13 protein-coding genes are annotated in these 14,810 nt (G+C 43.7%); all 13 read left to right on the top strand.

The window, feature by feature from the left end:
• The first annotated feature begins 119 nt into the window (after positions 1-119).
• The 13 genes from BED41_RS13460 (at position 120) to BED41_RS13405 (ending at position 14,768) form a co-directional block, all read left to right on the top strand.
• On the top strand, positions 120-1,247 hold the full coding sequence (locus BED41_RS13460) for a sodium ion-translocating decarboxylase subunit beta (RefSeq protein ID WP_066747369.1): 1,128 nt from the start codon (positions 120-122) through the stop codon (positions 1,245-1,247).
• 149 nt (positions 1,248-1,396) lie between these two features.
• The gene (locus BED41_RS13455; protein ID WP_066747366.1) at positions 1,397-2,287 is read left to right on the top strand and encodes a Wzz/FepE/Etk N-terminal domain-containing protein; all 891 of its coding nucleotides are present in this window, start codon (positions 1,397-1,399) and stop codon (positions 2,285-2,287) included.
• Between the two features lie 18 nt (positions 2,288-2,305).
• Positions 2,306-4,180 carry a polysaccharide biosynthesis protein gene (locus BED41_RS13450; protein ID WP_066747364.1) on the top strand — a complete coding sequence of 625 codons (1,875 nt, stop codon included), beginning with the start codon at positions 2,306-2,308 and terminating at the stop codon, positions 4,178-4,180.
• Positions 4,181-4,519: 339 nt separating this feature from the next.
• A complete protein-coding gene (locus tag BED41_RS13445; protein ID WP_496197053.1) occupies positions 4,520-5,173 on the top strand; it encodes a sugar transferase in 654 nt (217 codons plus the stop codon).
• Positions 5,170-6,036 (top strand): NAD-dependent epimerase/dehydratase family protein, encoded by an 867-nt coding sequence (locus BED41_RS13440; RefSeq protein WP_066747361.1) that lies wholly within the window; start codon positions 5,170-5,172, stop codon positions 6,034-6,036. Before BED41_RS13445 ends, BED41_RS13440 begins: the two co-directional genes overlap by 4 nt.
• A complete protein-coding gene (locus BED41_RS13435; protein WP_066747358.1) occupies positions 6,026-7,267 on the top strand; it encodes a glycosyltransferase family 4 protein in 1,242 nt (413 codons plus the stop codon). Before BED41_RS13440 ends, BED41_RS13435 begins: the two co-directional genes overlap by 11 nt.
• A complete protein-coding gene (locus BED41_RS13430; protein ID WP_066747355.1) occupies positions 7,260-8,291 on the top strand; it encodes a polysaccharide biosynthesis protein in 1,032 nt (343 codons plus the stop codon). The genes BED41_RS13435 and BED41_RS13430 overlap by 8 nt, the downstream gene beginning before the upstream one ends.
• A complete protein-coding gene (locus tag BED41_RS13425) occupies positions 8,281-9,153 on the top strand; it encodes an SDR family oxidoreductase (RefSeq protein ID WP_066747352.1) in 873 nt (290 codons plus the stop codon). The genes BED41_RS13430 and BED41_RS13425 overlap by 11 nt, the downstream gene beginning before the upstream one ends.
• An 18-nt stretch (positions 9,154-9,171) precedes the next feature.
• Positions 9,172-10,296, top strand: coding sequence for a non-hydrolyzing UDP-N-acetylglucosamine 2-epimerase (gene wecB, locus BED41_RS13420; protein ID WP_179946736.1), 1,125 nt, complete (start codon positions 9,172-9,174; stop codon positions 10,294-10,296).
• Positions 10,293-11,516, top strand: a complete 1,224-nt coding sequence (locus BED41_RS13415; protein WP_066747346.1) for a glycosyltransferase — start codon at positions 10,293-10,295, stop codon at positions 11,514-11,516. Before wecB ends, BED41_RS13415 begins: the two co-directional genes overlap by 4 nt.
• The gene (locus BED41_RS13410) at positions 11,516-12,412 is read left to right on the top strand and encodes an NAD-dependent epimerase/dehydratase family protein (RefSeq protein WP_084002470.1); all 897 of its coding nucleotides are present in this window, start codon (positions 11,516-11,518) and stop codon (positions 12,410-12,412) included. Before BED41_RS13415 ends, BED41_RS13410 begins: the two co-directional genes overlap by 1 nt.
• A gap of 129 nt (positions 12,413-12,541) precedes the next feature.
• Positions 12,542-13,786 (top strand): O-antigen polymerase, encoded by a 1,245-nt coding sequence (locus BED41_RS16225; RefSeq protein ID WP_084002469.1) that lies wholly within the window; start codon positions 12,542-12,544, stop codon positions 13,784-13,786.
• Positions 13,779-14,768 (top strand): glycosyltransferase, encoded by a 990-nt coding sequence (locus BED41_RS13405; RefSeq protein ID WP_066747343.1) that lies wholly within the window; start codon positions 13,779-13,781, stop codon positions 14,766-14,768. Before BED41_RS16225 ends, BED41_RS13405 begins: the two co-directional genes overlap by 8 nt.
• Positions 14,769-14,810 lie beyond the last annotated feature (42 nt).

Raw genomic sequence — 14,810 nt, 5'->3', positions numbered from 1 at the left:
GTACACCTGATATATTGTACACTATTTTTTTACACAGTGAGTGAGATATACGGCTCACTTTTGCCTCTTTTGTGATATAGTGTGCGTTACAGAAAATATTAAGGAGACGTGAGCGGAGAATGGATTTCTTCATCCACACATTTGAGGCTGTAACGTGGCAAAACCTTGTGATGATGTGCGTCGGCGGTTTGCTGATCTATTTGGCGGTCAAAAAAGAGTTTGAGCCTAATCTGCTGCTGCCGATGGGATTTGGGACGATACTTGTAAACCTTCCGCTGTCTTCCGCGATAGACCAGATCGCGGGAGGCAAGCTCATCGAGGGGGCGCTTTCGATGTTCTTCAAGATCGGTATCGCCACGGAGATCATGCCGCTGCTGATCCTGATCGCCGTCGGCGCGATGTGTGACTTCACGCCGCTGCTGGCTAACCCGAAGATGTTCCTCTTCGGCCTTACAGCACAGATGGGGATATTCCTCACCATGGGCCTTGCGCTCTTTTTGGGCTATGATATCTACGAGGCGGCCTCGATCGGCATCATCGGCGCCGCGGACGGACCGACATCAATATATGTATCGACGCGTTTCGCGCCAAACCTGCTGGGACCGATATCGGTGGCGGCCTATACATATATGGCCCTTGTGCCGCTCATCCAGCCGCCGGTGATTTTGGCTCTCACCACCAAGAACGAGCGCCGCATGAAGATGCCCTACGCCGACAGGCCGGTGTCACGCCGCATGCTGATACTCTTCCCGATACTCATAACCATTCTCGGCGGCATCGTCGCCCCCGCCTCCGTCTCGCTGCTCGGTTTTGTCATGTTCGGCAACCTGCTGCGCGTCAGCGGCGTCACCGACCGCCTCTCCAACGCCGCGCAGAACGAGCTTGCCAACATCGTGACGATACTCTTGGGCTTTGCGATCGCCGCGACGATGACGGGTGAAAAATTCGTCAACGTGAATACTCTCGTAATAATCGCGATGGGGCTTGTAGCCTTCGTGCTGGACACCGCGGGCGGCGTGCTCACCGCGAAGCTGCTGAATCTCTTCCTGCCGAAAAATAAGCGCATCAACCCGATGATCGGGGCGGCGGGGATCTCGGCCTTTCCGATGTCCGCGCGCACCATCCAGCGTCTGGGGCAGAAGGCCGATCCCAGCAACCACCTGCTGATGCACGCCGTCGGCGCCAACGTCGCGGGGCAGATCGGCTCCGTGCTCGCCGGAGGCGCGCTGCTGGCTTATCTGGGATAGATACTTTTCCTGATAGATTAGATTATATAACCTACAATATCTGCATATAGTGTGCTACAATACTTGAGATGCGTATTTACCGTGACAAAAATTAAATTATCAAGTCATTGCAACATGCTGGCTGACATAACATCTTGCGGAGGTCTGATATGAGTAATTATTCTAGCGAACAGGAGTTCTATCCTGATAATTGTGACGAGGAAATGTCCATACTGGATATACTTATAGTCCTTGCCGAACAGAAAAAGCTGATCATCGGGACGGTGCTGCTCTTTACCCTGGCGGGACTTCTTTACGCGTTCTTCCTCACAGAACCAAAATACAGCAGCGAGGTCCAGATGATGCCGCTTACCTCCTCTGTCTTGGACAACGGAGACTTCGCCGTCCAGATGCCGGGCAACATCGTCAGCGGCGTGATCATGAGCAACGCCACGTTTGACGCCGTAATCGACGAATTCGGTCTGCTGAAGACGAAGGACGGCGGCTCACAGTCACGGATCACCGCGAGAAGAGAGCTCGAAAAAGATATAAAAGTGGACATTGATAAAAACAACAGCGTTATCACGCTCAAGGTAGATGCCGCCGAACCGGAGACGGCGATGAAGATGGCCGGTTTCATCTACGACAGGACGGTCGGCACGCTCGAAGAGATGGGGATTACCGCGACGATTTCCAACAAGGACGCCTATCTTGAAGGGGTAATCAAGAAAAAAATCAATGAAATGGAGAAAAACACCTCTGACGGAAGCGGTAGCTCAAGGATCACTTCGCTGCTGGACCTATATACGATGCTGACCCAATATGATGTGAACCGTAAAATAAAAGACAAGAGCCCGATGGTGATACAGCTTATTTCTCCCGCCTCGCTGCCTGACGAAAAGGCGCCGCAGGGACGGGGTAAAATTGTGGCATTATCGGCGCTGCTGGGGCTATTCTGCGCCGTGATGCTCGCCTTTGCGCGCCATTTCTGGAAATCCTCTGACGAAGACGCCGCCACGGCGGAGAAAAAGAAACGCCTGAGGATGCTGCTGCGTTCCTAGCTTAAGAGGGAGATAAAGATGGCAACGACAGGGTCGCTCTACCGAAAGATACTCTCAATAGTATTATGGTTCGGCATGCGCAACAGGCGCGTGCTGCTGGTCGACTTTTTATCTTTAGTAGTTGCCGTCTTCACCGGTTACGCGCTGCGTCTCTCATACCTGCTTGAAGGGCGGTATGTGAACGATTTTCTGGTCACGGCGGCGGTATTTTCTCTCATAATACTTGCCGCGCTCTTCGCGGGACAGACATATACGGTGATGTGGCCGCGGGCCAGCATCGAAGAATATGCGCGGTTTTCCAGCTGGTACTGGATCGGCGTCTGCATATTCCTCGCCGTCAACAGCACATTTCGGGTGGTTGGTGTGCCGCGGTCGTCTTTCCTCATCTTTATACTGATCGCTTTCATCCTCCTAACGGGAACGCGGGCTGTCTGGCGTCTGGCGCTCGTCAGCCGCAACGCCCACAATATGCCCGAACAGCGCGTGCTCATTGTGGGAGCCGGCGAGGCCGGAACTATACTTGCTCGCGACCTTCTGCGGAACTCCTCGGTGATGTGTCCCGTCGGCTTCATCGACGACGACCCGAATCTGCGCAACATGACCGTGGCCTCGCTTAAGGTGCTGGGCGGTAAACAGGATATCTCCACCCTCATAAAGCGCTGCGCGGTTGATACGGTGCTGATCGCGATCCCCTCGGCGACCGGCGCGCAGATGAAAGAATATGTCGAGATACTGAGTAAAGAAAAGGTGACGGTGCGTGTGCTTCCCAGTTTGCTCACCCTCGCGGACGGGCAGGTGAACGTCAGCCGCCTGCGCTCAGTCAACCTGGAGGACCTGCTGCGCCGTGAGCCGATAAAACTTGACGACGAAAACATCAAATCGCTGATAGGCGGCAAAACCGTGCTTGTCACTGGCGCTGGGGGCTCCATCGGCTCCGAGATATGCCGCCAGCTGCTTGCGCGCCGGCCGGAAAAGCTCCTGGCCCTTGGCCACGGTGAACAGTCGATCTATCTGCTGATGGAATCCCTTGCCGAGTGCGGCAACACCGTGCCGGTGATCCCGATAATTGCCGATATTGCTGACGAAACGACGATGAAGTCGATATTCGAGCGGTTCGCGCCGCAGGTCGTGTTCCACGCGGGGGCACACAAACATGTGCCGCTGATGGAGGACAACCCGCGCGAGGCGCTGCGCGTCAACGCATATGGCACCTGGAACATCGCCACGCTCGCCGGCAGGTATAACGTGGAGCGTTTCGTGATGATCTCCACCGATAAGGCGGTGCACCCAACAAGCGTGATGGGGGCGACGAAGCGCGCTGCCGAGCGTCTGCTGCTCTCTGTACAGCAGGAATACCCCCGGACTAAATACATGGCTGTGCGCTTCGGCAACGTCCTCGGCAGCCGCGGCAGCGTCGTGCCTAAATTTGAGCGCCAGATAGCCGAGGGTGGTCCCGTGACCGTCACCCACCCGCAGATGAAACGCTACTTCATGCTCATCCCCGAGGCCGTCAGCCTAGTGCTCCAGGCCGGTGCGATGGGCGATGGGGGCGAACTCTTCGTCTTAGACATGGGGGAGCCGGTCAACATCTCCGACATGGCCGAGACCCTCATCCGCCTGCACGGCTATGAACCGCATAAAGATATCCAGATAAAATATACCGGTATCCGCACGGGTGAAAAGCTCTACGAGGAGCTATTCTACGACCCAGGCCACGTGGATACGACGGAACATGCGAAAATATTCAAAAGCAAGCTGACGCCGGAGGCGGAAAGCATCCTGCCTACGGTGGGCGCCATTCTGGCCAGCGCGGCAAGCGGAGAATTATCAGGCGATCCACTGAAAGCTGAGATACTCGGTCTGGGTGTGGAGACTGTAAACAAGATAATATAGAAAAATAAAATTTGTTTGCGTTTTGTTTGATTTTTATTATGTCGCGTATGAAATATTTGGGGTGTGTGTCTGTATATAGAAATGTGAGGTAGAAATAAGAGGCCTCATCTAAAGGTCTATTTTATAATAGAAAATGGACAGCCTGTAGTGGATGAAACAGTACCTACGAAGAGACAGGATTAAGATTTTTTGTCTTTTGCCTTGTTGCTGGAATTCACTACAAGTGTGCCATATATATATGTACCACGTAAAAATGGAAAGATGATATCCTATCACTTATGTATGTTTAGGTAACGTAGAATCGTAATCTGTGCTAGAATAATCAAAACTGGTTGGGGTGTGAAATACTTGGCTGACAATAGCTCTCATATTTATATCGTAACCAAGCGCGTTATGGATTTTGTCCTGGCGCTGAGTGCTGTTGTTTTGCTCTCCCCTGTGCTTATCACAATAGCTCTGCTGATAAAGCTGGACACCCCGGGCCCCATATTTTTTAAACAGAAACGAATTGGCATACATAAATCACATTTTTTCATCTACAAATTCCGTACCATGAGAATAGATACGCCAAAGGATATGCCGACGCACCTTTTGGCTAATCCGGATGCGTATATAACAAAAGTAGGTAAATTCCTGCGCAAAACAAGTCTGGATGAATTACCACAGATAATAAATATACTAGCCGGTCAGATGGCACTCATCGGCCCGCGCCCTGCGCTGTGGAATCAGTACGACCTCATCGCCGAGCGCGACAAATACGGCGCGAACGACATACTGCCAGGACTGACCGGTTGGGCGCAGATAAACGGCCGCGACGAACTGCCTATAGAGGTAAAAGCCGCCTATGACGGCGAATACGTAAAGAGAATGAGCTTCCTCTTCGACTGCAAATGCTTCTTCGGCACCATCGCCTGCGTGCTGAAAAAAGAGGGCGTCGTCGAGGGCGGCACGGGAACACTGCAGAAATTATCCGGCGGAGAACATAGACAATGAAAAAGATCCTCATCACCGGCCTCAACAGCTACGTCGGCACCTCGTTCGAAAAATGGCTCTCCCAATGGCCAGACGAATATTATGTCGATACCATCGACATGATAGACGGCACATGGCGCGAAAAATCCTTCGCCGGATACGACGTTGTCTTTCATGTTGCAGGTATCGCGCATGTCTCCGCCGATCAGTCGAAGAAAGACTTATATTACAGAATAAACAGAGACCTTGCCGTAGATACGGCAAAAAAGGCTAAGATCGAAGGCGTAAAACAGTTTATCTTTATGAGCTCGATGATAATCTACGGCGCAGATGAACCTGTGGGGAAAGAAAAAATCATAACAAGAGACACACCTCCAAACCCCGCTGACTTTTACGGAGACAGCAAACTGCAGGCCGATCTTGCGATACAGAAAATGGCAGACGACAAATTCATCGTATCAATCATGCGCCCGCCAGTCATCTATGGACCTGGGTGCAAAGGCAACTTTCCCAAGCTGCTCAAGCTGGCAAAGTACGCCCTTATATTCCCCAACATAGAAAACCGGCGCAGCATGATCTACATAGACAACTTTACTGAATGCGTAAGGCTGGTAATAAATAATGCATCAGGAGGAATATTCTTCCCGCAAAACGAAGAATACGTTGCGACAAAAGACGTTATTGCTGACTACAGGAAAATAAAGGGCAAAATAATCTTTATGATGCCCGTTCCTGCATTCGTCTGCAAAATACTTTCAAACAGCGGGTTATTCAACAAGGCGTTTGGGTCGAAATTATACGCAAAAGAACTTTCCGATTGTGGAAAATACAACGCAGTGAAATTCTGTGATGGCATAGTCAGGATGGCCGCATATGCCGGATAGAATACATATCCTTGTTATATCACAATACTTTTATCCCGAGCAGTTCAGAGTAAACGACATCTGCACGGAGTGGATAAAACGTGGCTATCAGGTCACTGTAATTACCGGTATCCCCAATTATCCACAGGGCAAATTTTATAACGGATATGGATATTTTCAAAAAAGAACTGAAAGATACAATGGAATTGACATCATTCGTCTGCCCATCATTCCGCGTGGCAACAGTGCCGTAATGATGGCGCTTAACTATATTTCATTTGTAATCTCCGGATTTTTATGGTCAAAATTTACAACGCTGAAAGCTGATAAAGTTTTTGTGTATGAGGTCTCACCAATGACCCAAGCGCTGCCTGGTGTATGGTATGCAAAGAGAGTAAAAATTCCATGCCTTATATATGTCACGGATTTATGGCCTGAAAATGTGGAGATTGTTGGCGGAGTACATAATAGGCTTATCTTAAATATGCTTGGCGCAATGGTAGACTACATCTATAAAAGCTGTAACAGGATATTTACATCATCAAAAAGCTTTTTGCAGGCTATCAACCACAGAGGTGTGCCTCTGGAAAAATTGGAATTCTGGCCACAATATGCAGAAGAGTTCTACCGTCCAGTAGATAAAAAAACGTGTGTTGTCAGCGAAATCCCCGATGATGACTCTTTTAATTTAATATTTGCCGGAAACATAGGCTTTGCGCAAGGGTTGGATTTATTGCCGCAGGTAGCTATAGAACTGCAAAGGCAAAATACAAAGGTGCGCTTTAACATTGTCGGTGATGGTCGCTATCTGCCTGTTTTGAAAGAGGCAGTGCAGGCTAGTGGATGCGAAAATATGTTTAACTTTATACATAAGCAACCCGCACAAAGAATAGCAGCGTTTATGTCGGTCTGCGACGCCGCCTTGATTTCACTTTCTGACAATAGAATATTTGAAATGACACTCCCCTCCAAGCTTCAATCCTTACTAGCATGTGGAATTCCACTCATTGTTTCTGCAAACGGAGAGATCCAGCAGGTTATAGAAGATAGCGGCGCTGGATATTGCTGCAATGCCGGAGATGCCGTCAGTCTAGCGGAAAAGATTGTTGAACTCACTAGGCTGTCCTCTGAAGAGTTAAAAGAGATGCGAAAAAAGGCCCGCGGATATTTCATTCAACATTATGAAAAGAGAATGCTTATGGACAGGATTGATAAATATTTTTCTGAAGCAGAGGTTGTTTGTAATGTTTAATAAGACTTTACTCATCACAGGCGGCACCGGTTCCTTCGGCCACGCGGTACTGGATCGTTTCCTCAACACGGAGATAAAAGAGATCCGCATCTTCTCACGTGACGAAAAGAAGCAGGACGACATGCGCACCGAGTACCGCAACAACGAGAAGATAAAGTTCTACATCGGCGACGTGCGCGACATAAACAGCATCAGAAACGCCATGCACGGCGTGGATTATGTCTTTCACGCGGCGGCCTTAAAACAGGTGCCGTCATGCGAGTTCTTCCCGCTTGAGGCCGCTAAGACGAACATTATCGGTACCGACAACGTTCTCTCCGCCGCCATCGAATATGGTGTTAAAAAGATCATTTGCCTGTCTACAGACAAAGCGGCCTATCCAATCAACGCCATGGGTACCTCAAAGGCAATGATGGAAAAGGTCGTCATCGCCAAGTCCCGCACCGTAGATCCGGTAAAGACAACAATCTGCTGCACACGTTACGGCAACGTCATGGCCTCGCGCGGCTCCGTCATCCCGCGTTTTGTCGAACAGATAAAGTCCGGACTCCCTCTTACAATAACCGAACCGGCGATGACACGCTTCATCATGAACCTTGAAGAGGCTGTTGACCTCGTAGTGTTTGCCTTTGAGCATGCCGCCAACGGCGACATCATGGTACAAAAGGCCCCAGCCTGCACCATCGCTGTTTTGGCTCAGGCTGTAAAAGAACTCTTCAATAAAGAGGCCGAGACAAAAATTATCGGCATCCGTCACGGGGAGAAAATGTACGAGACTCTTCTCACCAAAGAAGAATGCGCCCACGCCGAAGACATGGGCGACTTCTTCCGTGTCCCCTGCGACAAGCGTGACCTCAACTACGAAAAATACTTCGATAAGGGGCAACGAGAAATGAACGACATTCAGGAATTCAATTCAATGAATACCGAAATGCTTGATCTCAACGCAGTTAAACAAAAACTTCTGATGCTGCCATATATACAGACCGAACTTGCCGCAGGGGGAGAAAAATATGAGATATAAACTTCTGGTACTTGGCGCCTCCGGAATGGCGGGACATACGATATCGATGTACATGCACGAACGGGGATATGACGTCACTGGTTTTGACAGCCGTCCCCTGAGCCATTGCCCCTGTAAATCCGTTACGGGGGACGCACAGGATGCCGAAACGCTGAAAGCAATGATAACTGGTGAAAAATTCGATGCTGTCATTAACTGTATCGGCGTATTAAACCAATTCGCGGAAGAAAATAAAAGACTCGCCGTGTATTTGAATTCCTATCTCCCGCATCTGCTGGCAGATATTACATCAGGCTCCAAAACAAAAATCATCCACATGAGCACCGATTGTGTCTTCTCCGGCAAAAAAGGAGAATACACGGAAAGCGATCTGCGTGATGGCGAGACTTTTTACGATAGAACAAAGGCGTTAGGTGAACTTGAAGATGGGAAAAATCTTACTCTTCGTAATTCTATAGTCGGTCCCGACCTCAACCCCAATGGAATCGGCCTCTTAAACTGGTTTATGCAGCAAAATGGAAAGATCTGTGGATACAGCCGTGTTATGTGGACAGGGCTGACAACGCTGCAATTAGCCAAAGCTATGGAAGCCGGACTGAACGAAGGCGTTCATGGCCTCTATAACATGGTCTATAAAAAATCCATCAGCAAACACGATTTACTGTCTTTATTCAACCACTACCTCAAGGGAAACAGTTTGGAAATAGAACCGGTGGATAATATCGTGTCCGACAAATCCCTGAAAAGAACGCGCTTTGATTTCGGCTATGTCATCCCCGACTACGAAAAAATGGTCGCGGAACTTGCGGCATGGATGAGGCAGCACAAAAATTTGTATCCTCACTATGATATCGCGGATTAACATAAGGGGATAAGGATAATGAAACTAAAACTTATGACAATAGTGGGAACTCGCCCAGAGATAATAAAACTCTCGGAAATCATAAAAAAGTGTGAAAAATACTTTGATCATATACTCGTGCATACTGGACAAAATTGGGATTATACACTGAACAATATCTTTTTTAAGGAATTAGAAATAAAGGAACCGGACTTCTACCTTGGGGTTGTAGGGGATAATCTTGGTCAGACGATGGGTAACGTCATCGCTAAATCATATGAGCTTATGGCCGAGCAAAAGCCTGACGCTCTGCTGGTGCTTGGCGATACAAACTCATGCCTTTCAGTTATCTCCGCTAAACGTCTGAAAATACCTATTTTCCATATGGAAGCCGGCAACCGCTGCAAAGACGAAAACCTGCCAGAAGAAGTGATTCGCCGTATAGTCGACGTAACAAGCGACGTAAATATGTGCTATTCGGAACACGCGCGCCGCTATATCTTAGACAGCGGAGTAAAGCCTGAATATACATTCGTCACCGGTTCGCCGATGGCGGAAGTGCTCTCAGCAAACAGAGAAAAGATAGAAAAAAGCAAAATACTTGAGACACTGGGGCTGGAGAAAAACAGATACATCCTTCTCTCGGCACATAGAGAAGAGAACATCGACATTGAAAAGAACTTCTTTGCCCTTATGAATGCGGTAAACGCGATGGCGGAAAGATACGACATGCCGATTCTCTATTCATGCCACCCGCGCTCCAGGAAATACATAGAGCAACGCGGCTTTGTCTTTGACAAGCGCGTGCTGCAGCATCAGCCGCTTGGCTTCTTCGACTATAACAAACTCCAGCAGAATGCCTTCTGTATGGTATCAGACAGCGGAACTGTTCCTGAAGAGGGATCTTACTTTAAATTCCCCGCTGTCTCCATTCGTACATCGACAGAACGTCCGGAGGCGATGGACAAAGGCATATTCACAATTGGTTCTATTACAACAGAACATGTACTTCAAGCAGTTGATTTAGCCGTATCTATGCATGCAAACGGTGATGATGGGCTGACAGTCCCAACTTATGCTGATGAAAATGTGAGCGTTAAGGTCGTCAAGATAATTCAAAGCTATACAGGCATTATTAATAGTATGGTATGGAGAAAACAATGAAGATTGCAGTAATAAATTCGTGTAATTATAGTAGTACTGGTACCATATGTCATAATACAGCGAATATACTTCGAAAACAGGGACATGATGTTATTTTTTGCTATGCACGCGGTCAGAAATCAGACGAATCATTCTGCTATAAATTTGAAAGCATGATGGAAGTCAGGTTTCATGGAATTGCGACGAGAATAACAGGTTATGAGGGATGTTTTTCAAAGCCTGCCACTGAAAGATTAATTGGATTTTTAAACAGATTTAAACCTGACCTTGTAATTTTGGGTGAGTTACATGGATACTATTTGGCGCACTATCGCTTTTTGAGTTATTTAAAAGAAAAGAAAATAAAAACATTGTATTTTTTATTTGAAGAATACGCTTATACCGGAAAATGTGGGTATACTGATCCTTGCTTGAAGTATCAGGTCGAATGTAAAAAATGCCCAAAAATAAAAGACTATCCTAAAACATGGTTCTTTGATAGATCTTCATATTTTTTTAAAAAGAAACAGGAAACATATAGTAATTTCCCTTCTTTGTTTATGAATACCGTCCCATACAATTATAGGAAGGCTCTTGGAGCGGCTCTGATAAAAAACACTGGGGTAACGTTATTACAGTATGGTTGGGGAATTGACATAAAGAATAAATATAAACCTAACTATGAAATTGATGTAATTAATGAATATGGAATTGATACAACAAAAAAAGTTATATTATCTGTTGCTCCGCTGAGCGACGCAAGAAAGGGCATAAAAAAATATTATATACCATGTGCAGAGGCATTTAAGGATGACAAACGGTTTGTTTTTGTTTTGGTTGGAGTGGATTGCCAACATGAGGCATTTCCGAAAAACATAATAGCTATTCCTTATATTAAGAACCAGGACAAATTATGTGCTTTATTTACCATTGCGGACCTTTTTATTATTCCTAGTGTGGCTGATACATATCCCACTGTATGCCTGATTTCATTAGGTTGCGGAACTCCATTTATAGGATTTAAATGCTCAGGCGTGCAATATATGGCTCCAGAGCCTTTTGGAAAATATGTGGAATTAGGTAATGTTGATCATTTAGTTGAACTGATTAAAGTGACTGATAAAAAAAGTCGCAGTACTATTGAGCAATGCAGAAGCTATGCGTTAGCAAATTATGATCACGAATCAATATTAAAAAAGATAATGGATGTTATTACAAATAATAATTATGGAGATATATAATGAAAATATCAATTATTGGATCAAATAGCTATATTGCGAGAAACTTCATTTGTCAATTGGATAAATCTCGTTTTTCTTATTGTCTTTATGATATACACGAAACTCATTTCGATGGTTGCGGTAATTACCAAAAAGTTGATTTAAGTTCTAAGAAAAATATCTCATCGAACATAGATTTTGATGTTGATGCAATCTACATTTTTAGTGGGAAAACTGGAACAAAAGCAGGGTTTGATGAATATGAAAAATACATTGACGTAAACGAAAAGTACCTTTTGAACATTCTTACTTGTTGTGCAGAAGTTAAAACAAAGGCAAGGATAGTTTATCCATCATCCCGTTTAGTATATAAAAGCTCAGAATATCCAGTTAATGAGGAAAGCAACTTAGATGGGAAGAGCATATATGCTATTACTAAAATAGCAAGCGAGAATTATATCCGCCTTTACAGCACAGTCTTTGGCTTATCTTACAATATATTCCGTATCTGTGTTCCATTTGGTTCATTAATACAGGACGTTAAGTTTTATGGCACATATGAGTTTTTCTTATCTCAAGCTAAATCGGGGAAAAACATAACGCTGTTCGGCGATGGAAGCTCAGAACGAACATTTACTTACATCGGAGATATCTGTAAAGTTTTGTTGGATGTGCCGCTTATGAGTATTAGTGAAAATGAGATATATAATATTGGTGGAGATAATAGAAGCTTACTGGATATAGCCCGCGTTATTGCCACCTATTTCAATGTAGGGGTGGATTTTATCGAATGGCCAATAGTAGATAAACGTATAGAAGTACCGACAATAAAATTTAACTTTGCAAAACTCAATGAAATATACCCTTACAAATATCATATGTTAGGCGACTGTGTTATGCAAACTATAAATCCATGAATTTGCAATGAATATCTGTCACTATGAGAAGGTTTTTAATGCATTAGTAGAAATGGATTTTTATTAGATGATTTTATATTTATAGATAGTACTTACTGACGTTAATATTAAGAAATAGAAGAGGCTACGATGTTTATATTTATATATCTTTTATTATTATGTATAATAATAACTCTAACATATTTTATATACAAATCAATATTTAGAAGTAATGTGATTTTTAGTTTGGCATGGTTAGTATGTGCGTCATTTGCTTGCTATGGATATTCAAATATTGATAGAGTATCTTTTTTAACGAATTTTTATGTTGTTATTTATGTAATCTTTTTTAATTTTATTTATTTTGTAATAAATTCAGGGTCGTTAAAAAATTGTCGACTACAGAACAATAACGTAAAGTGCATATCGTCCTTTAGATTGCCAATAACGCTTAATATTATTGCTTTAGTGATGTCTATCCCTTTGTTTTTTAAAGCAATAAGGTTGATCTCTACATTTGGTTTTGCTGATTTTCGTGCCTTTGCGTTTGTTGCATCTGCGGAATTTGCCAGTACTCCGACATTAATTTTTTTTCAAAATATAATACAACCGCTATACACCGCGACATATATTTTTATTGCGTCAGGGTATATAAATGACCAAAGATCTAAAGTGCTCAATTTTATTGCATTATTTACAATGTTTTTCAATACAATAATGTTTGGGGGAAGAGATTCTATATATCAACTAATCATTATTGCATCTATATATATATTGCTTCGGATAGAAATTTACGGAAAACGGGGGGTTCATTTGTTAAAATATTCAATGGTTTTATCTTCGACAATGGTGCTTGGATATTTCGCAGTGGCCGCAAGAAAATTTTCTGGATATTCTGTGATTGATACTATTCTATTATATTATTACGGTGGATTCGTTTTTTTTGATAAAAAAATCCAGAATTATATTATAAAAGATGCTTATATGGGAGGTATAAGCTATGGATTCATTCTTAATTTTTTATATATTCCACTTAGGGCATTGGCAGGCAATGTTGTTATTCCCTTATATGATTATGCTTCAACAATGGCTCATTATATTGACATTGGAAGAGTTCAGTATAATGCATTGGGTACTGTAATGTTGAGTAATATTTATGATTTTGGTAGTTATTTGTATTTATTGGGAATGCTTCCAATAAGCATATATATAGCTTTCAGTGATAGATTATATTATCGTTCACAAAATGATTTATTTTTTTGTTCGCTAAGAATATATGCCATAATATGTGCCATACGTTGTGTGCAATCAAATCCTACATCTAATATAGATTTTTCTATGGTTTTATTATTCCTGTATACTTTTACAAAGAAGAGGAGATTCCTCCATGTCTGATAATACCGTATTATTAAGTATATGTTGTTTTGCATATAATCATGAAAAATATATAAGAGAAACACTTGATGGCTTTTTGAAACAAGAAGTGCCGTTTAAATATGAAGTCATAATACATGATGATGCTTCAACTGATTCAACACAGAAAATAATAAGGGAATACGAATGTAAATACCCTGAAGTTATAAAGCCAATTTATCAAAAGCAAAACCAATATTCTCAAGGTGTTAATATATTTTGCACACATATTTCTCCTTGTATTAAAGGGAGATATATTGCTTTGTGCGAGGGTGATGACTACTGGTTAGATGCAAATAAGCTTAAAAAACAAATAGATTTTATGGAGGTACACAGAGAATACATTGCAACTACGCATCAGTGTATAATTGTAAATGATGATGGGTGTCCAACAGCTAGATATTCCCCTACATTTTTATATGTTTCAAAACAGGCACGCGTTTTTACATATAACGATGCAGAAAAATTTCTGTTACCTGGGCAGACTGCAACATTAGTTTTTAGGCGGAGGGCAATTGTTGATTATAATTTATCGAATTGGGCTCCGCTTCTTGATTTTTCTTTAGTAGCGTTTCTTTCGATGCAGGGGGACATATACGTTTTTCCTGATATTATGAGTGCATATCGTAGTATGGCTACAAATGGATCGAGCTACTCTGTGAGATATAAGCGTAAAAGTGATACGGGCTCATATATATTGAGGGAAGAAATTGAAAGAAAAGCAGGATTGGTTTTTGGTAGGCCTTTCTTGTATAAGTCTAAACGGACGAGATATGTCGTAGACGCAATAGTTAATTATCTTTGTACTCGTTCTCATACGGAGTTAGAATTTATATATAAAATATATAAAAAAAGAAATATATTATTACTTATATTAATATATTTACCGCATATTATTGGAAGAATAGTGCAAAAAATTATATTTAAGATTAAGAACGATGCCTTCTTGAGTTCGTTGAAATAAAATCATACGACACTAGATAAAAATATTATTCGAAGGGGGAAA

It is taken from the genome of Cloacibacillus porcorum (assembly GCF_001701045.1).
Lineage (GTDB): Bacteria > Synergistota > Synergistia > Synergistales > Synergistaceae > Cloacibacillus > Cloacibacillus porcorum.
Note: the sequence above shows the minus strand (reverse complement) of the source record. Positions and strands in the feature narration are given on the sequence as shown.